The sequence below is a fragment of the Leptospiraceae bacterium genome (assembly GCA_015075105.1).
Classification (GTDB): Bacteria; Spirochaetota; Leptospiria; order Leptospirales; family Leptospiraceae; genus JABWCC01.
Genome location: JABTUZ010000001.1, coordinates 572,429 through 597,035, shown reverse-complemented (window position 1 = coordinate 597,035; position 24,607 = coordinate 572,429). Strand labels below are relative to the sequence as shown.

The following is a 24,607-nucleotide window of genomic DNA, read 5'->3' as shown; positions in this document are numbered from 1 at the left end:
ATTCTTACATAAAAAGTTTCAGTTTAACTTCATAACTCCAGTCCAGTTAGAAGGTGGAGGGCTTGAAATATATTTCTCACACCTCGTTATATACAGCTCGGTTGGTTTGTCCCAAGGGCAGATTTTTAAAATATTTTCAAACACTTTTTTAGCTTCCAAAAAAGAACCCGATTTATATAAGGCTAAACCCTTAGTAAAATCTATTAAAATTTTCTTTTTAGCAAGTCGAATTTCTTCAGGCTCTGCATTAAATATTTCGTAAAGAACTATCGGCTTAGTTTTACCTTTTACAATAACAGAGTCAATTTCTCGGAAATCGTATCTTTCTAAATTTTCTAAATTTTCTATATTTTGAAGTAAAATATCTGTAATCAAAACTCTGACTCCATAAAATTTTGTAAGAGATTCTACCCTCGAAGCTAAATTTACCGCATCACCGATTACTGTGCTATCTAACCTGTCTTGAGAGCCAACAGCACCCATCATGAGTAAGCCAGTATTTATTCCAATCCCGATTTCTATCGGAATAAAACCCTTACTTTTTCTACGTTCATTATAGTTACCTAAGGTATGACGCATTTCAATTGCAGCCTCAATCGCATTTTCAACTGGAGACGCAAATAACGCCATAATCGCATCACCAATAAATTTATCTATAAATCCGTTGTATTTTTGAATTACAGGCCCCATTCTTTTTAAGTAGGAGTTAATAAATTTAAAAGTATCTTCCGCATTCATGTTTTCTGAAAGTGATGTAAACCCTCGAATGTCCGCAAACAGGACAGACATATTTACCTGTTTTGAATCACCTAAATTCAAATACGAAACATCTTCCTTGTCCAAAATTTTTATAAACTGTTTTGGGACAAATCTGGAGATAGAGTTTAAGATTAAAACTTTTTCTTTTAAGCTGCTAATTTCAGCTCGCTCTTTTTCAAGTTTAATTAGGTTGTACCTGTATCCAATTCCAAGAGAGAAGATAAGCATCTCAATTGCAGAGCCGATAAACGGAGACCAATAAATAATGGCAATGGATGGGAGATACCCTAAAATACGCAAGGCAGTAAACAAGTTACCTAAAATAAAAAATCCAAAGCCCCCTAAATAAAAATAAGCAAGCTTCTTTTTAAGTGTGGCTTGGTGAATACTGGAAACTATAATAATCACCATGATTAAAATTGCTATCACTATCATCATTTGAATTGAAAGTCTATAGCCAATTACGATGCGTGCGAAAAAAGAAAGAAATACAAATATATTCAATACTACAATTGAGTAATAATAAAGACCTTTCGTACTTCTTGAGAAAAGATAACTATAGAAAAAAACACTATGAGTCACTAAAGTAATAGCCAAAAATACAAGTGGTGCTTCTTGTTCAAAGTAACGGATGCCCGTCCACACGTATAAACCACCGTATCCATTTAAAGCAAGAGAAAATAATCCGTAAGAGGCAACCGCAGAGCAATAAATCAAGTGAATATTCTCTCGGGTCATAATAAAAATAAAAACGTTATAAAGAAAAATGGCTATAAAAATTCCGTAATAGATCCATATTATCACACCCTCGTGAATTTCTTTTGCTCGAAATGCTCTTTCTTTCCATAGCTTTAGAGGAAATATTAAAGGGCTCGTTGACTGAATACGGAAATAGTAAACTGTTTCTACTCCTATCGCCGGCTCGATTGGAAACGCAAAATAATTGGAAAGAGTCGGTCTCTCACTTGGAGGGTGGTTATCCCCAGTAGATAATTTTGTATAACCGGTTTGAGATGGAAAATAAAAATCTACATGGTCTAATAAGGGGTATTCAATTTCAAGCAAATGTTTTGATTCGATAGAATGATTTTTTTGAACCTGAAATTTTATCCATAACGACGAGTTCTTATACCCAAAATTTGGACTATCGACTGTATTTTTTTGCCAAGGAATCTTCTCTGTAAGAATTTTTTCTAAAGTAAGCGAGTTTGTATTGTCTTCATATACTTCAAAGTATTTCCCCAAAAGCACAGAGTCCTCAATATCTTGGATCGTATAGACAGCAAAAATGTCCCTAAAGGGAGTAAATAATAGAATTAGACATGTAATTAACCCGAAAGAATATAAACGATTCATGAACCTCTTGAAAGAATCCTTAGCGTGTTTTTTTATCAATGCGCATGGTAGTTTTGTCTTATTTTTAAGTACTTTCGTTTCAAAATAAAATTTATATAGATGAAATTTTTGTAAAACCCCATCTATATAAAAAATACACCCATACATCAATAATTTTCATTTCTATCACAATTATTTTGAATGCGATATTATAAAAGCAAAAAAAATGAATTTACTAAATCTTTCTATCGACTGAAAATGAACAAGCGAGAACTTATGTTATAAATCCATTCCCTCAACTTGCTCCTCGGTAAAAATTTCTTTTCCGTCAGGGGTAAGAACAATGTAGTTTCCTGATTCCTGAAAGATTACACCTTCTAATTTTCTACCGTCTTTTAAAATTAATCTTTCAGAAGATTTCCCTACGATCTGCTCGATTCTTTTCATTAAAACTGCCTTGTCTTTGGCGTTTCTCTCTTTGATTGCAGTTTTTGTGGAAGTCTCGCTTTCCAATTTTTTCTTTTCGATAGAAATCAACTCTTCCACTTCTTTGATTTTTTGCTCAAGGTCTTTGTTTTTAATAGTTTCAATTTTTGGAATTGTTTTGATTTCTTTTTTCTTTTTCAGATCTTCTTTTTTTTCGGATGCTTCCACTGCCTTTTCAATTTTCTCAATTGCTTTTTGAATCTCTTCAGGACTCATTCCTATCTTTACATCCGGTTTGATCTTGGCTACAATTTCAGATACTCCGGTCTCTTTTAGGATTTTTTCCGTATCCGATTTCTTTACCGAAACACTTTGCCCTTTCTCTACTACTTGCTCAGTAGATTCTACTGATTGAATAGCGTTTGCCAATACTTCATTTTTCTGTACGATTTCCTTTGGCAAATCCTCTACATCCGCAATTCTTGGACGAGTCGCAACCTTGCCTTCAATGACAAATAGATTTGAAGAGCCGTCAGACGATACACCTATCTCGAACTTTGTTCCACGAACTCCTGCAAGTGAAGTAGGAGTTACGATTTCCAAACTGTCGTTTGATTTTAACTTTTTAGGAACATTCACAAGAGCAACTCCGGCTTTCAGAATTCCCTGCCTAAGTTCACTATCTCCGACCTTTTTACCACGAAGAGAAAATTCACTGTCGCTTTTCAACCGGATAATTGCTTCACTTTCGGATTCTCTCAATTGCAAATCACAAGTCGATTTCTTTCCTGTCTTTACGATATCTGTTTCACTTACTATATCTCCCGGAGCCAATTTTCTTTGTCCGGAAAAAACTTCACCAACCGTAAAAAGAATTACACCCGTTGCAGATACTTTTTTATCCGAGCTATCTATTTTTGTTTCTCCCTTGCAAAATACAAAAACACATAGGACAACAAATCCTGTTAACCATTTTCTAAAAAATTTTTTTCCCATTTTTTTCTCCTTTTCTTTCGTTATTGCTCTTTTTATGTAAGGTTTAAATACAACTCATATAAAAAAATCCTTGATCTCTTTTTCTCTTCATGCAAAAATGCCTCTATGGTAACTGATGTTCTAATTGATTCTCTAAAAATATATGAACGATTGAAAAATGCCGAAATCAATGATAAAGCGGCTAAAGAAATCGCATCTGTTTTTTCAGATATCACAGAAACACAATTGGCATCCAAAAGGGATATCAAAGAACTTGAATTAAATATGAGTAACCAAACAAAAATTGCAGAACAATCTCTAAAGCGAGACATTAAAGAAATGGAACTTGTTATGGAGGCTCGAATAAAGGAATCCGAACAAACCCTGAAACGAGACATCAAAGAATTGGAGCTTACTACAGATGCACGCATAAAGGAATCCGAAGAATCTCTGAAGCGAGACATCAAAGAATTGGAGCTTGTCATGGATAATAGATTTAAAAAATTTGAATTGATCATGGAAGCAAAAAATAAAGAATTATCAACCTTTCTTGAACTGAAAATCAAAGATAACGAAATGAAAATCCAAGATACAAAAGTCGAAATCATCAAATGGGTCGCAGGTATGTTCATAGCACAAACAGGAATCCTTGTTTCTGCGATCAAATTTCTCCGATAATCGAATTTTCTATCCATCTTCATCTCTTCTAAGAAATCCAGCAAAGTTTTTTCACAATTCTACAAACCCAACACTTCAATTCCCAATGCCTCTGAGCAAACTTTCATCTGTTTATCCCTCGTAAGAAGAACGAAAGGTTTGCGAAGTTCTTCCGCCCACAAAAGCGCCGAAGAAAGATGAATCGCGTCTAACGTTCCAATAATAGTTGGAAAACTATCTTTCGCACGTTTTTTGATTTTTTCCGTAATCTCGATGAGTCCGATGCTTTCCAAAAGCGACTTTAATTTTTTCTTGGACTCGGAAACTTTCACGTCATCCAAAAGTGCCTGAAGCCTGTATCGGTCCAAAACGCGACTGCATTCTATTTCCAATAGCTCGCTTGAAACAATTGTCTCGATTTTTTTCAAACCAATCGGTTCAACGCTTTTCAAATGCAAAATCCAGTCCAGTGCCACGGATGAGTCAAGGTAGCAATTCATCTACTTTTCCTGTCCTCCAAAAGAAAATCCAAAGGATCTACATCTACCAACACCGGATTTTTTGGAAGCTTGAATTTTTTTTTGGGTTTACGGATCACTAAATCCCGGTCCATATAAGGAACCATTCGGGCTACGGGAATATCTCGGTCGTAGATCAGAAAACTCATTTTATTTTCGCGAATTTCTTTCAAGGCTCTGCTTGCATGGGCTTTTAATAGGGAAACGTTCATTTCATTTTTCTTCATAATGACTATATATGGTCAGGTTACTTGCAAAAGTCAAGCTTGTTTTCCTCACAAACTCACCTTGGTCCAGGTCTGACCGTCCGTGGATTTCATAAGATAACTATTTGTATTGGATGAAGAAGCACTCACTTTGAAAGACACGGAAGCAAAAAACGTATTTCCAAGAGCTCCAAGCCCATAGATGCCATCTACCGTTCCGAGTTCGTTCGGAAAAGTTGGCGTTATGATACTCCAGGAAGTCCCATTAGTGGACTTCAACCATGTAAGCGTGTTTACATTATTACTCCAATTGGATGCATACATCAAATAAACCCCACCGGAAGTTTTTACAATTTTCTCTGGCCTCATATTGGAAGAAGAAAGAGAAATGCTGCTATCCGCAGCCCCGGGAAAAGTCACACCGGATGTAATGGAACCAGATGTAGATTTGTAAAGCGTGAGAGTTCCTGAATTGTTTTGCCATGCATAAAAAGCATTATCCAGATAGCTTGAATTAGAGCTTGTATTCACAACTCCTCCTCCTCCTGAAATTGCTCCGGCATTTATCCAAGTTGTTCCATTGTAGTATTTACTCAAACCACACGCCGGAGTGCCGCTATCTGCAAGATACATTGTGCTACAGGAAAAAGAGGCAGTATATGGGGTCCAAGAACTTCCATCGCTTGTAGTATAAATTGCATTGGTAGTTCCGCTTTGGTAGGCGTGAAACTTTCCAGAGGAATAGATAAATGGTTGATTACTTCCGATCGTAGCACCGGGACTTGTAGAGTTTACGGTAATTGTGCTTAGGTCTGTGCCCTTCCCGAAATAATTTGCCAAAGTGGAACTTGAACCTGTAGAGTTTTGTGTTTTGTATCCAAAGACCGCATAAGTCCCGTTTTCATAGCCAACCGCAGATACAATACAACCAATATTTCCTGAAGAAGATGAAGAGTATGACCCAGTGCAGTCTCCTAATTTTACGCTGGATTTAGTAAATGTAATTCCGTCGGTACTTACCCATACGCTTGGTGCCGTGGAAGAATACGATTCAGATGCGATGATAATTCGGTCCGCATAGGAAAAAATTAAACGAGGTTGGGAGCCACCACCACCCCAATTTGCAAAAAATGTAGGAGCGTATAAATACATTAATAAACCAGTTGGAGTTTTTATGTCTGAAGCATTATCGTATTTAAAATGTAAATCTGAACAAGAAAGAAAGAATCCTACCAGAATTCCAACCATAGATTTTGTAATATAAAAATTTTTTATGATTTTTTTCATTTTATTTCTCCTAAAATACATATTCGAGGGTGAGTCCAACTTTATTCTCTAATACTGCGGGCGAATTAGAATGGCTTTGAGTTTTTGCAACGGAAATTTCAGGACGAATTTGAAATGAGCCTGCCTGTGATGACTTGCCACTAAAATATACCGCATCAAAAATATTGTATATCCAAAATCCAATCAAAACGCCTAACGCATTATTTCTATTTTTCACGGCATCTCCAACTGCCTTTCGAGAGTTTACAGAGTTTGAATTCGCAAGATAATAAATCGCCGCATTGGGTAATTTAGTAGAAGAAGTAGTCATTGTTTCATTGTAGTAGTAATACATTATATTATTCTGGTTTCCTCTATATTTTGATTGTTCCCCCTTGACTACATTGTCTAACCCCATTGCTGTCGCAATAAGTGTAATACCAGTTGTTAAAAAAATAGAACCCTTTGTTGTGTTTCCTCCATAAAGTTGCCCCCAACCAGGAAAAAAGGCAGATCGAATACCACGGGACCCGGGAGTAGATGGTCTTGCACCAACATCACCAGTCCAAGTTCCTTCATTCCATTCCGATGCAGAAAAACCAGATACAATTGAGTCAATCAATAGTGTTGTAACTAAAATCGCATAGGTGCTGGTTCTTACACTATTTATTTTTCTTTCATTTACAGAGTTTGTTCCTATTTGATTAACAATTTTTCTTCCGGTTATTCCTCCGGTATAGCTTTGAGAATTTATACTACCGGCAAACATGATCAAACCTGCACTGCCCATAGATGATGATTGTGATGAAGCGTATTGTCCCCCAGGCAAATAGGGTAAAGACATCATTAACATTCCGACTTCTCCAACAGTCATTGTATGTTTTTTCTTGGCAGTCACAAAATCCAGAGTGTTCAATAACGCTAATCCTTCAAGAATACTCATCGCAATTCCAGTTTTCATTTTTCCCGTACGATAGGCACCACTGTATATCGGAATCATTCCGAGTGCAGCGTTTTTTGTAGGACTAATTTTATCCTCTTCTGCACGCAACTCAAAATCAGTTCCTTTTTCGGATGCCTCTGCTACCCTTGCTTTCTCCTCTTCCTCTGCTTTTCTTTTTTCTTCTGCAAACCTTGCTTCTGCCTCTGCGTTTTGCTTACGTTTTTTTTCTTCAGCGAGTCTCCAAACCACAGAACGAACTTTCAGACTCTTAATTTCTCCTTTCGGCCGCGTTTCTTTTCGACCTTCTTCATATTGAATCACTACGCTATCTTTCAAAATTGTAGTCTTTACGTTTTCCACGACTTTGCCACTGCGAAAGGTAACTATGTCTGCCCGAACCTCTATCACAACGATCAAAATTGCTGCAATGCTTATTAGGATTTTTTTCATTTTCTTTCCCATTTATCTTTCTTTATGTATATTCTACCATTTTTGATTTTTTCTGTAAATACCACAAATTAGGTATTTTTGTAAAAATTTTCACTTTTTATGAAAAAAAGCGGGAACTCCAATTCAGAGGATAAAAGGACTAAAGTCTGAAATCGGTGAGCTTCGAAATCCTTTTCGTTTAGATTCTCTTTTAAGGTAGCTTTTTATTTTAGTTTGGTTTAGTATTAAGTTTACACATTTTATACTAATAGAGAACTTTTTACGCTAAAATGTGGGAACTCCAATCTGATAAGAGCTGATACGAATACAGATTTTATACCTCTACAATACTTTATACGAAAAAGGAAAAATTAGAATAATTCTCATAATTGAGTCTAAGTCTCAATTTCAATTGACAAAAATTTACTCAATTTTTTTAGTGGTAATTCAAAAAGGAGAATTTTTAATTTTATGGAAAAAAATTTACAAATTTTTAAGAAGAGTATCTTTCTTATACTAACTTTGGCTTTGGCGATTTCCAACTGTACTCAAAAGAAATCATCTGAAAACCCGATCGTGGACTTTTTAATTTTACGTTCAGTTGAAAGTGCGGCGACAGCAGGTGAAGTTAAAACTACATTAAACAATGGAGTTTACACTACTACAGTAAACGCAACATCCAATTCAGACTGGGTTTACGTTAGTTTAAAAAATAACGGAGTAAAGGCAGGCTCTACAGATTCTTGGGACTTAAAATTGCAGAGAATGAACATCGGAACCTACAGTGGGACAAGTGTTTCTTCTGGGGGAATTGGAGGAGCTTGTACAAATGGCTCTACAGATTTTAATGCAACTCATACTGCCGGCGAATGCACTAAGTCTGTGGACGAGGTTTTAATTTCTTCTGTTATTGCGGGCGTTGTTGCGGCTTTTAACTCAAGGTTAAATCCGTTTTTGTCTTCACCAATCGACTCTACTTCTAAGCCAGCAAATTCCCCATGGTACGACTACTCAGGTTTTCATGTAATCACCACTCGTGGTTTTGTTTATATTATTACCGGTAGTGATGGAAGCAAATACATTTTAAAGATTTCGGATTATTATAATGCAGCAGGGACAAGCGGTAATCCAAAATTTATTTGGAAAAAAATCTGAACTATTTCGTCATGCCTCATTTTTTTCTTTGGTCATTATTCTTCTTAGTCTCTTTTGGAATTGTTGCAAAAGATTTTTCAGAAGCAAAAAAGCAAAATACAAGCAATAAAATTTCACAAGCTACCAACAAGAAAGAATTCTCAAATAATGAACCCTTCGATGAAAGACAAAACATGATTACAGTGACAGGAACAAGAAGAGAAGGTCTTTTGAAAGACTCGGCAATTACTACAGAGGTGATTTCAAGAAAAGACATTGACGACATGGGAGCAAAAGACCTTTCAGAGGCTGTACGAAATATTCCAGGGGTAAATGTTCGACCTGCTACTTCCGGCGAAAGAGGAGAAACAATTCAGATACAGGGCTTAAGCGCCCAAAATGTTTTAATCCTTGTGGACGGTCAAAGGACTACAGGTAGATTCAATGGGGCCATTGACCTCACGAGGTTTAAAGCCGAAGAAATAGAAAGAATTGAAATAGTAAAAGGCTCGTCTTCTGCAATTTACGGCTCTGATGCTATTGCAGGTGTGATCAACATTATTACAAAGGAAGCTATTTCTCCTTTTAGTGCAAACTTCAGAACTCTTGGAGGAACCGGCAGTAAAAAATATTACAGCGAAACTTTAGATTTTAGAAATACCGGATCTGTAGGAGTGAAAACAGAAAACTATTCTACAAACTTTACTGCCGGCTGGCACAGAGGAGAAGGGTACGACTTAACCTTAGATGCTACAAAAGGACCGAGAAATGGGAGGATAGCATCTACGTCGGGTGCTTACAACCCTTTTCCTCACGGAATGTCTAAAAGAGAAATGTATTACTTGGCAACTAACGCCCCATCTTATTCATTTCCATTAGAATCTACTTCTGGAAATTCATTTAATGATTTAAACGTAGCGAACAAATCTATTCTCCATGTTAAGGAAAATGTCAAATTGACTTCTCAATTTTATTATAGATACTTAGACCAAAGTGGAGTAGATGCAGTTCTACCCAGAACAATTTATGATAGAAACAGCAAGACACACGATTTCATGGGAGCTTTAAATTTAGATTGGGCTATCACTCAAAAATTAAATCTGACACTAAATACAAATTACTCAAGATTCCAAGACTTATATACAATGGATCAAAGAAAGGCAGATGACCTTGATTCCAAACAAAGGACAGATAATACTGTAATTGAAGAAAGATCGAAATTAGATTACAAATTTTCAGAAAACCATGTATTGTCTTTTGGAGCAGAAAATTTAACCGACCAAATTTCATCTGCAAGAATTTCTCCCGATTGCAAAAGAGAATTTCCGAATATTTGTCTAAGCGATATTCGTCCAGAGCTTTTTCAATCCCAAGTAATCAATGGCTACGCCGATAGATTTAGACACGCATTTTATGTTCAGGATGAATGGAGAATTTCCGATGCTCCAAGAATCCAAATTGTGCCGGGTGTTCGATACGACAGGGATTCTATTTACGGTGGTCAATGGTTGCCTAAACTTGCAGTGCGTTTTGATACGAGTGAAAATTTTAGAATACGTGCAGCTTCAGGATTGGGCTATAGAGCACCAAGCTTTCAGGATTTGTATTACAATTTTTTCAATCCTGGGGTCGGTTACAGAGTTACAGGAAACGACCAACTAAAACCGGAATTGTCCAGAACAAATAATTTAGGTTTTGAATGGGATATTAATAGAAAAATCTGGCTTAGCTCAAATCTATTTTACAACAGTGTCAGTAATTTGATCGGACTCAGGTTAAGTCCTTCCAACGATTCATCTGGCATGCAAGTTTACAAATCCTCCAACTACCTAAAAGCAAAAACAGGGGGATTAGAGTCTTCAATTAATTTTAGGCTAAATTCCTTTTTATCATTTGGGCTCGGCTACACTTACACTTCCACAAAAGATGAAATAACAAACCTTCCTTTAGAAGGAAGAACACCACACCGTTGGAACGCAAATATTAAAATAGATCATAAACCTACTGGATTCGGAGTTTCTCTATTTGCGGTCTCCTTTGGGAAATCTCCATACTACTGCACCAATAGTTTTTTGGGATGTACTCCAGACTTACCTGAATATTTGGATTCTCTGGAATCCGAGATCACAACAAGAGTCAGCTCCATTCAAAATAATTTTATTAATAGTTTAAATATTCCTAAACCAGTCTCAGATTACTGCACAGAAAGAAATCAAGTCACCTGTACATCAAACACGACATACGGGTACAGAATGGTAAATGCGCACACTAACATCAACTTGCGTATCAGCCAAAAATTTGCAAATTACTTCCAATGGTTTTTTGGTGTGGAGAATGTTTTGGATTCTTGGGATACAAAATACAACCCACAAAAGCCGAGATATTTCTATTTTGGTTTAGACACCAAGTTTGAGATTCAAGAAGAGAATAACAAAGGATGAAATTTTTTATTTTTAGCATAGTTTATAGGTTTCACATTTAGTGCAGATTTTGCACCTTTCGTGCAAAAATGTGGGATCTCCACTCTTTTCAGTAAAGTGCATGTTTTATACAAATTGTTCACCTTTTATGCAAAAATGTGGGATCTCCACTTTTTTAGGTGATATCACATTAAATACAATTTTAGGACTTTTTCGGTAAAACTTAAGAAAAAATTCTAAAAAAAGAAAAATTTTTTTTTCTAAAGCAAACTTTTTTTACCTTATAGCAGGGGACAGAAACTATAGAAAGAAAAAATTTTTATATTAGGAGAATACTATGAACCCGGAAAAATTTGAGCGAACCCAATCGAGTCTGCTTATTCCAGAAAAATTTATGGATGAGTTTAATTCGAGGACTGAAACTATTTCGAGAGAAGATTACTTGCATGATTTGCTGGAGAGGTATCGCAATGTGTTACTTTGGAGGACTTTTGAAAAGTTGGATTGTGTTAAGACGGTGTATCAGGAAGAAGGGCAAAACTTGCAGAAGAAGAATTTTCGTCCAGAGAACGCAGATTGGATTGAGCTTGGTGAGTTTGCTCAATGGCTTGGTATTTCCCGAACGGCTCTTTTTACTCTTCTTTTGTTACTTGACATTGCCGGATGGGACATAATCATCCCTGCCAAGTTCTATGACTTTGGAGTTCCACCCAAGGTCAGTTCGATTGCGATAGGAGTCTATCTCTCAAAGAGAAAAACTATCCGATACAATAGGCTGATACGACAAAAGCCATTGATGTAAGAAGGAAAAAACAAGAACAAAAAACAAAAAACAAAAAAGTCTTTGGGATAACCCATACCCCGAACCTAAACAAAAAATTCTACCCTGTATGCCAAAAAAATAAGGGTAGAAACTAAACTAAATTATAAACCGACTACCTATCACACAATGAATATACTCAAGCATCAAGCATTGATCTAAGCATCCAAGCTGTTTTTTCGTGAACATTGAGTCTTTGAGTAAGCAAGTCCAAACTGGCTTGGTCATTGGCAGACTCAGCTGACTTTAAAATACCTCTTGCAGTTTTAATTACAGCTTCATTACCTGAAACTAAATTAGAAAGCATATTTTCTGCATTCGGCACTTCCTTATCATCCGAAATACTTGTCAACTTGGCAAGCTCAGAGTAACCCGAAGGAGCAAAAAAACCAAGAGATCGAATTCTTTCTGCAATGACATCAATCGAATTCCAAAGCTCGGTGTATTGCTCCATGAACATCAAATGAAGAGTATTAAACATGGGTCCCGTAACATTCCAATGGTAGCCATGAGTCTTGTGATAAAGGGTATAAGTGTCCGCCAGGAGCTTACTTAATCCTTCTGAAATTTCTTTCCTATTACTGTCTGAAATACCAATGTCCATCTTAACCATAAAAAATCTCCCTTAACCTTCTAATAATATTTTTAAATCTTTCGGATTTGCTGCACACAAAACTTGATTGGATTTTCCTCTTGCGGCAATCTGCCCTTGAGTAAGTTTTGCGCTGACTACACTCGGACCAAAATCAATCACCGGAGAAATTTTTTCATTAGATAAAACTTGTCCAACTGCTTTATCCCAATGAAGTGCTTGAATCACAACTTCTTTAAAAAGAACTTCTGCAAGATTTTCTACACTTTGAAAATTTCTACCGTCCCAGATAGAATAGACCGGAATTTTTAAATCGCTTCCCTTAAAAGGAAACTGAACGTAAGACTCTAAATCTTTTTGAAACACTACCCAAGAATCATCCATCAATGGACAATGAAAAGGTGCAGTAGTCTTTAAATACACAAACTTAGCCTTTTTCTCCTCCATTTCCGAATGGAATTTTTTTCTAAAACCAAGTAGAGAAGAAGGTTTACCAGAAATAATCATTGAATCAGGAGTGTTGTACAAACTAATGTAGAGAGTATCCTTACCCTTAAAGCCCAGCGCATCGTTTGCTTCATTAACTCTTTTTTCTAATTCGTCCTTAGAATAACCAATGCAAGCAACCATTGGAGCAGGGTTTTTGTCTCCAATTGCAGAATTTCCCTCCAAGACAGAATTTTCTAAATCAAAAAAAGGAAACTGCTCTTGTGCCCTATAACCAAGGTAAAAAATAAAGGTAATGAATTTAGAAAATGTATCGTAAAATTCTTCTTTTTCTTTCCCAAGCGCAGCTAAAGAGGCAGCAACAATCCCCTGACTGTGACCTGTAGTTCCGGAAGAATTAGCCATTAACTCAGAGACAGAATAACCTTTCAAAGTAAGTAGATGATAATGAGCAAGCTGAGTAATAAAAATCATTCCAACAGAAACACTTCCCCTGCAAAGATAGTTTTCACTTGGTGCCTTGTCTGGATTTTCGATCCAAGACTGAATATTTAAACCTTCCGAAATCAAATTAGTTCTACCGAGTCTTTTTTCTTCTTTTTGAATGGCAGAAAAAGCTACCTCAAAAAATTCTTTTAGTAAAGGCTCTTCATAAAGTTTAGAAATCTCTTTTAAATAGGGAGAGCCTTGTCCACCAAATTGGAGAAATAATTTCTTACCTGATTGTTTTGCATCGTTTAATACTTTCGTCATTTTTACTTTCCTCTTCCTCCACCCCCACTTCTGCGAACCGCACTACCGGGTCCTCCCCCACCTCTAAAACCAGAAAAATTATTTGGCTGTAATTTGCCACCTGCATTTTTATCCCAATGCTTATCTTGATGCTCTGCCTGAAGTTTCTCTGCCTCAACAAGGACTATTTTTTTCCCTTCAATTTCCTTTCCGTTCAAACCGTTGATCGCAGAGTTCATGCCATTTTCATCCGACATTTCTGCACTCCCATAACCTAAGGAAGTGTTAGTTTTTTTGTCCCTTTTGATATGAACAGAAACTACCTCTCCAAAAGAAGATAACATCTTTTTTAACTCATCTTCCTTTAAAGACTGAGGTAGATTACCCAATGAAATTTTCATACAATATCCCCTTAATAAGAGAGATATTCATTGCCGTAAAATGTTTCAACCTTCTTTTCATGAATTTCTCTTTTATACTGAGCAAATATAACATGGTGGACAACATTTCTTGCTTACCCGAAGCTTACCAATAACGCGAATTTTTGCATAGAAAAAATCGTTACAAAAGGTAAAATTCCCGAAAGGGAATGAATCCCTCATCATTTATTGCTCCAGTTCAGATGAAACCGTAATTTTTAGATAGAAAAAATGTAACTGCTTAATCAACTCCACCCTATAGCATCATAAAAAAGCTTTTTTAATGTCAGTGATAGATTTACAAAATGGTAAACTCTTTAGGAATGTTCTCTGCAATAAGCTCTTTTTGAGTGATCGCTCTTGCGCCAATTTATTAAATATTCTTCTTTTGTAAATTTTTCCTTTCTTTTTGAATATAATTAATTTTGACTTTTTAAAATATGCATTTGTTTTAGCGATTAGGTTATTACAGAAAAAGTCCTAAAATTGTACTAAATGCGAAACTTTCCAAAAAAGTGGAGTTCCCACATTTTTACACAAAAAGTTCCAAATTTGTACTAAATGCGAAACTTTCCAAAAAAGTGGAGTTCCCACATTTTTGCACAAAAAGTTCCAAATTTGTACTAAATATGAAACTTTCCAAAAAAGTGGAGTTCCCACATTTTTACACAAAAAGTTCCCAATTTGTGGTATAAGTCATGTAATTCTATAGATGGCACACCTGCAAAAAGTCGATCTAGGGAGTATATACGCTCAAAACTTAAGAATCACTATTTATTGGCAACCCCAGATCTTGCAACACAAGGGCTTGGCAGAAGTGTCATAAACTATACTAAAAATAAAAAAATTTTTCAAACTTATTACAGAAAAAATTACCTCTTTAGAGAATCTAGTTAAAAAAAATACGAAAACTGGGTAGATTGAATTTTACAAAACATAAGATAAGGCTTGAGGTGGAATTTTTCTATTATAAACCACAGTTTTTTCCAAAATCAATTTTTGGTAAAATAATTTCTTCAGGCTTGGAATGAAAAAACTGAAATTGAAAATCTCGAAAAAAGATATTTTCAGGGAATAGATTTGAATTCTGATTAGATTGTATTTCAGAAAGAGAAATAATATTCTTTCCGGGTTTTAGTTGAAATTGATATTCTTTTAAAATTCGGCTCTCGTGCGCTTTGTACAATTTATCTTGATCGAAAGCATCTCTCTCTATTGCAGTGATTTTTAATAACTTAGGGTGATTAAAATCAATATTCGGAAATTCTAACATTATTGTATAATTTTCTTTTCGTGGTGTAATTGGATTTGTAAATCTATGCGTTAGGCATCCTTCTATAACAAAGCCCTTCTCTGCATGCAGTCGATCCATTTTTTGAAAAGGTGTATTTTTATATAAGGATTTTCTTATTTTGTCAATATCCTCTAAATAAATAGACTTGATTTTTCTCTTATAAACTTGTTCTGGATTTTTCCTCGTAGAATAATATAAAAACACAATCATAGATGCGAAAAGAAAAATGGTTGCAACGAGTGAAATTTTAAAAATCTTATTATTTTTAATTAAACGATTTTTTTTCATTGATGTAAGTAACCCTACTATTGCGTAAAAAGGAAGTGACACTTCATCGTCTTGAATATAACACTGAAAAAAACCGGCAGGCAGAATGGAAAAAATCCCGGAAAATAAAATGAGGGTGGGAGTTTTTTTAATTTGAAAAAAATAATTCAATAAGAAAACCCAAAATAGCAAAAAAAGAATTGCGGGCAATACGCCTCCAATTGCCATAAAATGCAATAGATCATGGTGGGCGTGTCCTCTTGGGGTGATAAATAATTCGTACCAAAGTTCTTCTTTTTTTAAGATCAATTTGTCTGATTCAATTTGGTGGGCTTTTGAGAAATTACCCGGCCCCACACCAAACAGAAAATTATTTTTAATAATTTCAAAATTCACATTGTGTATAAAATACCTTTGATTTTCGGTTGTATTGTCTTTTGTAGCTTCGGAAATTGCACGTTGGACTAACCAGTTTTTCTGGACAAGGTTAAAAAAAAGAATAATAAGTAAAAAAGTAAGTGCACCAAATATAAGAAATACTCTTTTTTTGTATTTTTGAATTATGGAAAAAATTTTACGGAAATATTTCAAAAAAACTAAAGTGCAAGAGAAAAATATACCAATCCAAACACTCCTCGACTGATTATAAATAAATACAAAAAAAGATAGTAAGGCAAAACAAAAAAAAATAGTTTTGAATATTAAGTGAGAATTTTGATTATTATAAAACCAATAAAAAAATATCGCAGGAAAAAAAAGTCCGAATATTCCACCATAAGTAAGGTGAGTATTCATTAGACCAATAGGTAAATATGTCTGAATCCCAAAAATTTCTCCTGCAAAATGTTGAAGCCTGTCTCCTTGCAAAATTTGAAATCCATTGGAAATAAACTTGGCAAGCCTAAATGGAGTAAAAACGGAAATGAAACCGGAAGAGAGTAGAATTGTGAAGGAAAAACAAAAGACTTGGATGATTCTATTTCTTTTTTCTCTATTTTGAAAATGAAAAGAAGCAGTGGGTAGAATAAAAATCATCCATATATCTCCCATTTCATTTTTGAACAAAGATTGAAATGATAAAGTGTAGTTTTTAATATTTACTATTTCGGATAGAATTAAAAACAGAAAGATGAGCAATAAGACTCCAAAAAACATGTTATGGAATCTACTTTTTATTTTTCTTTGGAAAGCTGAATCAATGAAAAAAAATAAGATTGATAAACCTGCAAAGATTTGAGAAATTGAAACTGAAAATACGAAAGTGCTAAAAAAGATTAAAAATGAGTAATAGGAAATAGTGAGATTTATGTTTTTTGGTAATTTCAATATGATTGATATGGATTCCATCCTTTGATTACAGGTAAACAAAAAAAAATACAATTGTCGGTTGCCGTAATCACTTACAATGAAGAAAAAAATCTAAGAGCTTGCATAGACTCTTTTGAAAATATTGCAGATGAGATAATCATACTCGACTCATATAGCACGGATAAAACAAAATCTATCGCTAAATCTTATAAAAAAGTACGCTTTTTTCAACACAAATTCACCGGTCATATAGAACAAAAAAATAGAGCTATTGATTTATGCAAGGGAGAATTTATTCTCTCATTAGATTCGGATGAAAGAGTAAGCGAAAACTTAAATCTCGAAATTCAAAAATTATTGAAAGAAGATTTTTTAAAAGATGGATATAAAATTCCAAGACTCACTTTTCATCTTGGGAAATTTATTCGTCATTCCGGCTGGTATCCATTGAAACGATTCAGATTTTTTAGGAAAGGCCACGGAAAATGGACAGGAGAAAATCCTCACGATTTTATAGAGATCGTTGGTTCTGAGTCGGAATTAAAAGGAGACATCATCCATTATAGTTTTACAGATCTTTCTCATCAAGTCGATACAATAAATAAATTCTCTTCAATTGTTGCATTTACCAGATTCCAAAAAATGCAAAAATTTTCATACAGTAAATGTGTTTGGAAACCAATAGTCAAATTCTTTGAAATATATTTCTATAAATTAGGATTTTTAGATGGGTTTGCAGGTTTCACGATCGCTATTTCTTCTGCGTATTCTACTTTTTTGAAACAAGCCAAAATCTTTGAGCTAGAAAAAAATGGATTGAAAAGACCTTCCAATTTGAGAGCTGATTATGGGAATTAGTAAAAAGCTTTATACAATTTTTAATACAATTTTTCGATTTAAAAAAACTCAAGTCACGGAAGAAAAATCTGAATTAAAACCCAAGATTCCAAAAGGATTAGAGGGGGAGTTAGGAGACCTTCGACTAAAGCTCTCTCAATTTTTAATAACCCAAAAAAAAGAATCAGGTTTGCTATTAGAAAGAAAAAATTTTAAAGTCACAAAAATCTCAGAAAAATTATTCAGATTAGAAGGAAAAGAGAAAGATGGAAGCGACTACTCCATTCTAATCAGCACGGGTAGCTATTTAAGCCTCAAGGAAGAAAAAATTTCAGGTCTTGTATTTTTATCGGAAGCAGATTTCAATAAAACAATTGCTTATGAGCATTCAAGTCTTCGCTCTTTTTTTTCTAGAGCGAGAGGAATTGAATTTGATGAAATTTCGGGGACAATATACGACAACCATACTAATTTTGATTGGAAGGTTATCTTGAACTGGGAAATCTTTTGGCAACAGCAAGTTTTTTTGCGATTAAACGCGAATAGCACCGCTCTTTTACTCGTCACTTTAGAGGATTCTTTTTTTGAGTTATTTAAAAAAATTGCTACAAGAAAACAGAAAAACATTATTTCGGAAGAGTTGTTTTTTCTAAATCAAGGTGTAACTTCAGAAGAAATGAATCCCCACTCTAAAAATAAAAATTTATTTGATTTAGATTTTGCATTAAAAGATTTCAAAAAGGTAATTGAAGGTCTAAAAGCCAAGAGAGAAAAGGAACTATGAATAATTCTGAATTAATTAAGGAAACAATCCAAGTCTCGATTCAAGTAAAAGAAAAACTAATCGAAAGCCATATTGATTCTATAGAAAAAGCAAGTGATATAGCGGCTAACGTACTTTTGTCGGGTGGAAAATTATTGTTTTGTGGAAATGGAGGCTCATCTTGCGACGCATCTCATATCGCAACAGAGTTGGTAGTTAGGTTCAAATCTGGTAATGAAAGAAAAGCCTTACCCGCTATTTCTCTATCTAGTGATAGTGCTACCTTGACTGCTTGCGGGAATGATTACGGTTATAAAGAAATTTTTTCAAGACAAATTGAAGCATTCGGAAAACCAGAGGATTTACTTTTTGCGATTACCACATCTGGGAATTCAGAAAATATTTTACTTGCAGTAGAGAAGGCTAAGTCTATTGGTATGAAAACAATTGCCTTACTTGGTGGAACGGGTGGAAAATTAAAATCTCTATGCGATCACGAAATAATTGTTCCAAGCACGGAAACTGCAAGAATCCAAGAATCGCATATTTTGATTGGACATATAATATGCTCTATTATCGAAAAAAAATTGTTTGATTTGAATTGAATTGAAATTTACTGAAAGGTTAATAGAGGTCTCTAAATTAGAAATTGAAGACATCGGTCAAAATAAAAAAATTTTAAGTAGTTTTGATTTTGTATTAAACAGAGGTGAAGTCCATTCAGTGATTGGTGAATCTGGAAGTGGAAAGTCAACATTTGCATTAAGTCTTTTTTCTCTACTCGCTCCAAATCTTAACATGAATTACGAACAGTTTTTACTATTTGGAAATAAAATTTCTAATTTCACAAAATCAGACTGGGGAAGAATTCGAGGAAAAAAAATATCTCTTATCCCACAAAATACTTCTGTTTCCTTCCACCCGTATATGAAAATTGGCACTCAGATTATAGAATTTTTAAATTATAAAAGCGACAGAAAAATAACCATCTCTCAAATTATTCATTCCTTTGAAGAAGTTGGAATTCAAAATGCCGAAGAAAAAATTTTTAAATTTCCAAAAGAAGTGTCTGGAGGAGAAAGGCAAAGAATTTTAATCGCTTCTTCTGTTTTGGTCAAACCTGAAATTTTAGTCGCAGACGAGCCTACAAGTTCCATGGACTTGGTAAACAGGAGGTCGGTCATTTCTTTAATAAAAAAAATTATCAAAACAACAGAAATTGGAATTGTACTTGTTACCCACGATATGAGTTTAGTGAAAGAGTTATCCGATAAAGTGACTGTCTTGAAAAATGGCGACACAATAGAAAAACTTAACTTTAAAAATAAAAAAGTAAAATTAAAAACCGATTATTCAAAATCGCTTTTTTCTTTAAGTGATTTTTACAAACACTCCTGTTAAAACAATAAATCGAATCGATTTTCCTAAAATAACAAAGATCGAAAATTTTAAAAATGGGTATTTTAATACTCCTGCAATTACAGTCAAAGGGTCACCAACTATAGGAATAAAAGAAAAAAATGTAACCAGACCACCATATTTTTTAAAATAGGATATATTTTTTTCTATACCATTTTCATCTAATCTGTATATTTTTTTTAAAAGATAGAGAGAGCCCTTTCTTCCAATTTGATAATTGAAAAAAGCTCCTAGGCTGTTTCCAAGGATCGCAATGAGTAGCAAAATATACACCGGGTGAGTTTTTGTCTTTAAAAGATAAATTAAAAACGTCTCACTTGGAAAAGGAACAATACTCCCTGCAAGAAAAGTCAAGGAGAACAGTTTCAGCAAATCTAAAATAAATCGTCAACCTTTATAATTGGTAAACTGGCAGTCAAAGTTTAATTCTGCATCCTTAATCAATCTTTGAACTTCCTGAAGATCATCCTTCTTCTTTGCTGTAACTCTTATATACTCTCCCATGATTGCAGATTGTACTTTTAGTTTAGAATCCTTTATAATTCTGTTCAATTCTTTGGTGTGCTCTTTTTCTAACCCTGTTTGAATTTTTACTTTTTGCCTAACAGTACCACCTGTGGCGGGTTCAATTTTTGATTCAAAATCAAAAGCTCTTAGACCGATTCCTCTTTTAGCGAGCTTACTCAAGAGCACATCTATTACTTGTTTCAATTTTATTTCATTGTCTGAGGTAATTACTAATTGTGTATCTTCTTGCTTGATTTCTGACTTGGAACCTTTAAAATCAAACCGAGTGGTGATTTCAGTCATTGCCTGACTTACTGCATTTGTAAGTTCTGCTTTATCTACTTTGGATACAATATCGAATGAAGGGTCTGCCATACTATGCTCCTAATTTTATTTTAACTTCATTTACAATTTCGTCTAACGTACTTGGAATACTTGAAGAATCTTTCCCGCCACCTTGAGCCATGTCTGCCTTTCCCCCACCTCTCCCACTTGTCAACTGGCAGGCCTTTTTCATTAAATCTCCACAATGAATTCCTTCTTCAGTAGTAATTTTATTTGTCATAAATAAAAATGTCACACCATCAGTTGTTATATTTGCAAATAAAATGAGGATCTTTTTTTCCTTTTCTTTTAACTTATCTCCGAGTATTTTTAGAAAATCAAGATTTTCGTTTTCAAAAACTTTTACAACTAAAACTATGTCTTTTATATGTGTTGCATTTTCCAAAATTTCAGATGATGTATCAGATTTTTTTTCAAATTCAGAAATTGATTTTTTCTTTTTCTCTTTGATTAGAATTAAATTTTTTGAATTAAGTTCTGTTTCAGCTTCTCTTTTTATTTTTCTCATTTCTGAAATTGTTTTTGGATCGTTTTCAGAAAATTGTTTTGAAATTTTTTCCGGTGTAGGAATTGGAAACTCAATCAGTTTGCCGGAAGTTTCACCATACACATCTTTTGCTTCTAAGTTATAGGTTTGAATTTTTTGTGTTAGTTCTTGGAAAATTTTTTGGAAGTATTCAATTACAAAATTACCACAAATCGCCTCGATTCTTCTATTCCCTGCACCCGGGCTTGATTCTTTCAATATAGAGAAGTATTCGATCTCCGAAGTATTGTGAACATGCACCCCGCCACAAAATTCAATAGAGTCTTCACCCATTCCAACTACCCTAACTTGGTCACCATATTTTTCATCGAACACAGACACTGCATTTGTTTTTTTTGCTTCTTCAATTGGCAAAACTTTTGTATTTACTAAAATAGAATTTTTTATAGATATGTTTACAGTTTCTTCAATTTTTTCTATTTCGGTTTCTTCCAAGGCTTTTGAGTGAGAAAAATCAAATCGTAAATAATCAGGACAAACCAAAGAAGCTTTTTGCATTACATGACTTCCTAAGATTTTTCTTAAAGCCCCATTCAGCAAGTGAGTGCCCGAATGGTGCTTTGAAAGATTTTTTCTTCTAACCTCATCTATTTCAAGCTCTACAATTTCTTTTTCAGAAAACTTTCCGGAAAGTACAATTCCTATGTGAAAGTAAACATCATTTTCCTTTTGTGTGTCGGTTACTTGGAATGTGGAATTTTTGCCTCGAATGTATCCTGTGTCTCCTAATTGCCCGCCTGACTCGGCATAGAATGGAGTGGCTCTGGTAATGATTTCTCCCTCTTGGCCAGATTCAAGTGTGTTCACTTTTACTCCATTTGCAAAAAGAAACGAAATTTCTGAACCGGATTTTGTTTCGGTGTAACCGGTAAAATTTGTTTCAGGAATTTTTTCTTCTATTCTTGAAAGCAGGCTTTCCTTTTTTCCTTTCCATGTTTCGCGAGAGGTGGTTCTATCTTTTTCTAACTCTTCATTAAAGCCATTTTCATCAAATTCTAAACCACGCTCTAATACAATTTCTTTTGTCATTTCAGGAGGAAATCCATAAGTACCGTAGAGCCTGAAAGAATCTATTCCTGAAAATACTTTCTCTTTTTTTTCAGAATATTTTTCCAAGATATTTTCAAGGTGATCCAATCCGAGTTCCAAAGTATTCCAAAAAAGAATTTCTTCGGATTGCACAATTTTTTCTATTTCATTTTTTTTGTTTTTTAATTCAGGGTACTCATCTGAATATATAGAAATAATTTCAGGGATGATTTTGTAAATAAAAGGTTCATCTATTCCGATTTTCTTACCGAATAGAACTCCTCTGCGAATCAGTCTTCGTATAACGTATCCTCTTCCAGCTTTATCGGGGTAGATGCCGTCTGAAATAGCAAATGCAATCGCACGAGAATGGTCGGTCAAAACTCGAAAAGAAGGAGCGTTTAAGGAATCGTATTTCAACTGTATTTTATTTTCGATAAATGAAATAATTCTTTTTAACTCATCTGTATCATATACCGAATCCACATTTTGAATCAGTAAGGCAACCCTTTCAAGTCCCGAGCCAGTATCTATCCCTGTTTGCTTTAAAGGATGCAAAATACCTGAGCTGTCTTGATCAAATTGGTTAAATACAATATTCCAAAATTCTAAAAATCTATCGCAATCGCACCCGGGTTTACAATCCAAATTATTTTTACAATTGGGTCCTGCTTTTTCTATTCCTCTATCTAAATACAATTCAGAACAAGGACCGCATGCACCACTTTCTCCTGCCGGCCCCCAGAAATTGTCTTTCTTTCCGAGTTTTACAATTTTCTCTTGCGGGATACCTTTTTTTTTCCAAATTTCTATAGCTTCGTCATCGTCTAGATAAACCGTGATCCAGATTTTTTCGTGTGGAAATCCCAAAATCTTAGTAGAAAATTCATAGGAAAAGTCTATTGCCTCTTTTTTAAAATAATCCCCAAAGCTAAAATTTCCGAGCATCTCAAAAAAAGTGCAGTGCCTTTCTGTTTTCCCTACATTTTCTAAGTCAGTAGTTCTAAGACATTTTTGAGAAGAGGCTGCCCGAGTGAAAGGCAAATCAACTGCACCGGTAAAATAGGGTTTAAACTGAACCATTCCCGCAGTCGTAAAGAGTAGTGTTGGGTCCCCAACAGGTACAAGGCTGGAAGATTGGACAATTGTATGCCCCTTGGATTTAAAAAATTCTAAAAATGCCTGCCTAATTTCTTTAACAGAATATACCATTGGATTGTCTTCTTAAAATGATTTTAATACCAAATCTAAATTACTAAAAATTTTGAAAATAGGAAAAATATTTATTCTATTTAAAGTTCTGAGGGCCAGTCGATTTTTAGTTCTTTGAATATCTGCCTTGAAATTTCGTCCTCGTATCCGAGTCGTAAAAATTTATTTAAGAGGTTACTTGCAGTTTTTTTGTTTACCTTTTTTGTACCTAAGTATTTGTTTGCGATTTTTCTTGCATTTTCAACCCAAGTATCTTCATCAACAATTGAAATTGCCTCTTCGATTATAGAGTTATCAATATTGTGCTCTTCTAATTCAGTACGGATTTTTACTCTTCCGTGTTGGTACATTTTGATTCGTGACAGAACTTTGGATTCAGAAAATCTCTTATCGTTTACAAGACCTCTTTTTTTAAGGCTTGTAAGGATTTTATTGCACTCTGCTTCCGGCTTCTTTTTAATTAAAAAATCAAAAACTTCCTTTGCAGACCTTTCTCGTGTTTTTAAAAAACGAAAAAGTTCATCTGCAAATTCGTTTGATTCATCAAAATCTGTATTTTCCTCCACAGCTCGAATAGACCTCTGAAGTATAAAATTATCGTTTTGAGAACTGAGTTCCCCTTCTCGCTTTGTGTTTACCGTATTTCTTTCTTTCAACCATTCTCGGATCGCGAGTAAGGAAGCCCTCTTTTTTTAGAGATGACTTAGTTTCAGTTCCTAAATGATTTGATAACGCTCTGGCTAATGCGTGACGAATTGCACCAATTTGACCGTTATATCCACCACCATGAACATTCAGCATAATATCGTATTTGCCTGTGGCACCGATTAAAGTTAATGGTTTAATAGCTTCATTGACTCGGTTATCTAACCCACCCATAAAATCTTTAATAGTTTTATGGTTTACAGTTATCTTACCTGTTCCATCGGTTAGCTTAGCTCTTGCAATAGAAGTTTTCCTTCTTCCTACACTCCAAATTTCTTTAGTTTTAGGTGCCATAA

At 34.6% G+C, this 24,607-nt stretch carries 23 protein-coding genes; 8 read left to right on the top strand and 15 right to left on the bottom strand.

Going from position 1 to position 24,607, the window contains the following annotated elements; translation table 11 throughout:
- Positions 1-18: 18 nt before the first annotated feature.
- Together HS129_02965 and HS129_02960 are read right to left on the bottom strand one after the other, a co-directional pair.
- A complete protein-coding gene (locus HS129_02965) occupies positions 19-2,115 on the bottom strand; it encodes a hypothetical protein (protein MBE7411016.1) in 2,097 nt (698 codons plus the stop codon).
- 258 nt (positions 2,116-2,373) lie between these two features.
- Positions 2,374-3,516: a FecR domain-containing protein gene (locus tag HS129_02960; protein ID MBE7411015.1), complete on the bottom strand. Its 1,143-nt coding sequence runs from the start codon at positions 3,514-3,516 to the stop codon at positions 2,374-2,376.
- A 105-nt stretch (positions 3,517-3,621) separates the two neighbouring features.
- Here HS129_02960 and HS129_02955 point away from each other — a divergent pair, with 105 nt between their 5' ends.
- Complete coding sequence (locus HS129_02955; GenBank protein ID MBE7411014.1) at positions 3,622-4,173, top strand: hypothetical protein; 552 nt, start codon at positions 3,622-3,624, stop codon at positions 4,171-4,173.
- Between the two features lie 59 nt (positions 4,174-4,232).
- On the opposite strand, the gene HS129_02950 is transcribed toward HS129_02955, so the two are convergent.
- The 4 genes from HS129_02950 to HS129_02935 form a co-directional block, all read right to left on the bottom strand.
- Positions 4,233-4,652 carry a PIN domain-containing protein gene (locus HS129_02950; GenBank protein MBE7411013.1) on the bottom strand — a complete coding sequence of 140 codons (420 nt, stop codon included), beginning with the start codon at positions 4,650-4,652 and terminating at the stop codon, positions 4,233-4,235.
- Positions 4,649-4,882 (bottom strand): hypothetical protein, encoded by a 234-nt coding sequence (locus HS129_02945; protein ID MBE7411012.1) that lies wholly within the window; start codon positions 4,880-4,882, stop codon positions 4,649-4,651. The genes HS129_02950 and HS129_02945 overlap by 4 nt, the downstream gene beginning before the upstream one ends.
- Before the next feature lie 63 nt (positions 4,883-4,945).
- The gene (locus tag HS129_02940) at positions 4,946-6,163 is read right to left on the bottom strand and encodes a hypothetical protein (GenBank protein MBE7411011.1); all 1,218 of its coding nucleotides are present in this window, start codon (positions 6,161-6,163) and stop codon (positions 4,946-4,948) included.
- A gap of 10 nt (positions 6,164-6,173) precedes the next feature.
- Positions 6,174-7,535 (bottom strand): hypothetical protein, encoded by a 1,362-nt coding sequence (locus tag HS129_02935; protein MBE7411010.1) that lies wholly within the window; start codon positions 7,533-7,535, stop codon positions 6,174-6,176.
- Positions 7,536-7,985: 450 nt separating this feature from the next.
- Between HS129_02935 and HS129_02930 the strand changes: the two genes are divergently transcribed.
- From HS129_02930 to HS129_02920, 3 genes are all read left to right on the top strand, one after another.
- Positions 7,986-8,669, top strand: a complete 684-nt coding sequence (locus tag HS129_02930; protein ID MBE7411009.1) for a heme-binding protein HmuY — start codon at positions 7,986-7,988, stop codon at positions 8,667-8,669.
- An 11-nt stretch (positions 8,670-8,680) separates the two neighbouring features.
- Complete coding sequence (locus HS129_02925) at positions 8,681-11,089, top strand: TonB-dependent receptor (GenBank protein MBE7411008.1); 2,409 nt, start codon at positions 8,681-8,683, stop codon at positions 11,087-11,089.
- 316 nt (positions 11,090-11,405) lie between these two features.
- Entirely contained in the window at positions 11,406-11,870 is a 465-nt protein-coding gene (locus tag HS129_02920; protein ID MBE7411007.1) for a DUF1564 family protein, read from the top strand.
- A 157-nt stretch (positions 11,871-12,027) separates the two neighbouring features.
- On the opposite strand, the gene HS129_02915 is transcribed toward HS129_02920, so the two are convergent.
- The 4 genes from HS129_02915 to HS129_02900 all read right to left on the bottom strand — a co-directional run bounded on the left by HS129_02915 (position 12,028) and on the right by HS129_02900 (position 16,794).
- A complete protein-coding gene (locus tag HS129_02915; protein ID MBE7411006.1) occupies positions 12,028-12,501 on the bottom strand; it encodes a DNA starvation/stationary phase protection protein in 474 nt (157 codons plus the stop codon).
- A gap of 12 nt (positions 12,502-12,513) precedes the next feature.
- Positions 12,514-13,680 carry an ACP S-malonyltransferase gene (locus HS129_02910; GenBank protein MBE7411005.1) on the bottom strand — a complete coding sequence of 389 codons (1,167 nt, stop codon included), beginning with the start codon at positions 13,678-13,680 and terminating at the stop codon, positions 12,514-12,516.
- 2 nt (positions 13,681-13,682) lie between these two features.
- Entirely contained in the window at positions 13,683-14,060 is a 378-nt protein-coding gene (locus HS129_02905) for an RNA-binding protein (GenBank protein MBE7411004.1), read from the bottom strand.
- A gap of 985 nt (positions 14,061-15,045) precedes the next feature.
- Positions 15,046-16,794 carry an O-antigen ligase family protein gene (locus HS129_02900; protein MBE7411003.1) on the bottom strand — a complete coding sequence of 583 codons (1,749 nt, stop codon included), beginning with the start codon at positions 16,792-16,794 and terminating at the stop codon, positions 15,046-15,048.
- A 195-nt stretch (positions 16,795-16,989) separates the two neighbouring features.
- On the opposite strand from HS129_02900, the gene HS129_02895 reads away from it, so the two are divergent.
- Genes HS129_02895 through HS129_02880 form a run of 4 tightly spaced genes read left to right on the top strand, consistent with a single transcriptional unit; the run spans position 16,990 to position 19,948 of the window.
- Positions 16,990-17,805: a glycosyltransferase family 2 protein gene (locus HS129_02895; GenBank protein MBE7411002.1), complete on the top strand. Its 816-nt coding sequence runs from the start codon at positions 16,990-16,992 to the stop codon at positions 17,803-17,805.
- Positions 17,795-18,568, top strand: coding sequence for a hypothetical protein (locus HS129_02890; GenBank protein ID MBE7411001.1), 774 nt, complete (start codon positions 17,795-17,797; stop codon positions 18,566-18,568). Before HS129_02895 ends, HS129_02890 begins: the two co-directional genes overlap by 11 nt.
- Positions 18,565-19,152: a D-sedoheptulose 7-phosphate isomerase gene (locus HS129_02885; protein ID MBE7411000.1), complete on the top strand. Its 588-nt coding sequence runs from the start codon at positions 18,565-18,567 to the stop codon at positions 19,150-19,152. The genes HS129_02890 and HS129_02885 overlap by 4 nt, the downstream gene beginning before the upstream one ends.
- A gap of 1 nt (position 19,153) precedes the next feature.
- On the top strand, positions 19,154-19,948 hold the full coding sequence (locus HS129_02880) for an ABC transporter ATP-binding protein (GenBank protein MBE7410999.1): 795 nt from the start codon (positions 19,154-19,156) through the stop codon (positions 19,946-19,948).
- Here the strand turns inward: HS129_02880 and HS129_02875 are convergent.
- The 5 genes from HS129_02875 to rpsI form a co-directional block, all read right to left on the bottom strand.
- On the bottom strand, positions 19,919-20,338 hold the full coding sequence (locus HS129_02875) for a DedA family protein (GenBank protein ID MBE7410998.1): 420 nt from the start codon (positions 20,336-20,338) through the stop codon (positions 19,919-19,921). The two genes, HS129_02880 and HS129_02875, sit on opposite strands and share 30 nt — an antisense overlap.
- 15 nt (positions 20,339-20,353) lie before the next feature.
- Positions 20,354-20,848, bottom strand: coding sequence for a YajQ family cyclic di-GMP-binding protein (locus HS129_02870; GenBank protein MBE7410997.1), 495 nt, complete (start codon positions 20,846-20,848; stop codon positions 20,354-20,356).
- Between the two features lies 1 nt (position 20,849).
- Positions 20,850-23,606: an alanine--tRNA ligase gene (gene alaS / locus HS129_02865; protein MBE7410996.1), complete on the bottom strand. Its 2,757-nt coding sequence runs from the start codon at positions 23,604-23,606 to the stop codon at positions 20,850-20,852.
- Positions 23,607-23,686: 80 nt separating this feature from the next.
- Entirely contained in the window at positions 23,687-24,262 is a 576-nt protein-coding gene (locus tag HS129_02860; protein ID MBE7410995.1) for a regulatory protein RecX, read from the bottom strand.
- On the bottom strand, positions 24,201-24,605 hold the full coding sequence (gene rpsI / locus HS129_02855) for a 30S ribosomal protein S9 (protein MBE7410994.1): 405 nt from the start codon (positions 24,603-24,605) through the stop codon (positions 24,201-24,203). The genes HS129_02860 and rpsI overlap by 62 nt, the downstream gene beginning before the upstream one ends.
- Positions 24,606-24,607: the final 2 nt, after the last annotated feature.

Coding starts and splice junctions, on each gene's coding strand:
- HS129_02965 (MBE7411016.1), bottom strand. CDS start 2,115: ATGAATCGTTTATATTCTTTCGGGTTAATTACATGTCTAATTCTATTA.
- HS129_02960 (MBE7411015.1), bottom strand. CDS start 3,516: ATGGGAAAAAAATTTTTTAGAAAATGGTTAACAGGATTTGTTGTCCTA.
- HS129_02955 (MBE7411014.1), top strand. CDS start 3,622: ATGGTAACTGATGTTCTAATTGATTCTCTAAAAATATATGAACGATTG.
- HS129_02950 (MBE7411013.1), bottom strand. CDS start 4,652: ATGAATTGCTACCTTGACTCATCCGTGGCACTGGACTGGATTTTGCAT.
- HS129_02945 (MBE7411012.1), bottom strand. CDS start 4,882: ATGAACGTTTCCCTATTAAAAGCCCATGCAAGCAGAGCCTTGAAAGAA.
- HS129_02940 (MBE7411011.1), bottom strand. CDS start 6,163: ATGAAAAAAATCATAAAAAATTTTTATATTACAAAATCTATGGTTGGA.
- HS129_02935 (MBE7411010.1), bottom strand. CDS start 7,535: ATGAAAAAAATCCTAATAAGCATTGCAGCAATTTTGATCGTTGTGATA.
- HS129_02930 (MBE7411009.1), top strand. CDS start 7,986: ATGGAAAAAAATTTACAAATTTTTAAGAAGAGTATCTTTCTTATACTA.
- HS129_02925 (MBE7411008.1), top strand. CDS start 8,681: ATGCCTCATTTTTTTCTTTGGTCATTATTCTTCTTAGTCTCTTTTGGA.
- HS129_02920 (MBE7411007.1), top strand. CDS start 11,406: ATGAACCCGGAAAAATTTGAGCGAACCCAATCGAGTCTGCTTATTCCA.
- HS129_02915 (MBE7411006.1), bottom strand. CDS start 12,501: ATGGTTAAGATGGACATTGGTATTTCAGACAGTAATAGGAAAGAAATT.
- HS129_02910 (MBE7411005.1), bottom strand. CDS start 13,680: ATGACGAAAGTATTAAACGATGCAAAACAATCAGGTAAGAAATTATTT.
- HS129_02905 (MBE7411004.1), bottom strand. CDS start 14,060: ATGAAAATTTCATTGGGTAATCTACCTCAGTCTTTAAAGGAAGATGAG.
- HS129_02900 (MBE7411003.1), bottom strand. CDS start 16,794: ATGTTTTTTGGAGTCTTATTGCTCATCTTTCTGTTTTTAATTCTATCC.
- HS129_02890 (MBE7411001.1), top strand. CDS start 17,795: ATGGGAATTAGTAAAAAGCTTTATACAATTTTTAATACAATTTTTCGA.
- HS129_02885 (MBE7411000.1), top strand. CDS start 18,565: ATGAATAATTCTGAATTAATTAAGGAAACAATCCAAGTCTCGATTCAA.
- HS129_02870 (MBE7410997.1), bottom strand. CDS start 20,848: ATGGCAGACCCTTCATTCGATATTGTATCCAAAGTAGATAAAGCAGAA.
- alaS (MBE7410996.1), bottom strand. CDS start 23,606: ATGGTATATTCTGTTAAAGAAATTAGGCAGGCATTTTTAGAATTTTTT.
- rpsI (MBE7410994.1), bottom strand. CDS start 24,605: ATGGCACCTAAAACTAAAGAAATTTGGAGTGTAGGAAGAAGGAAAACT.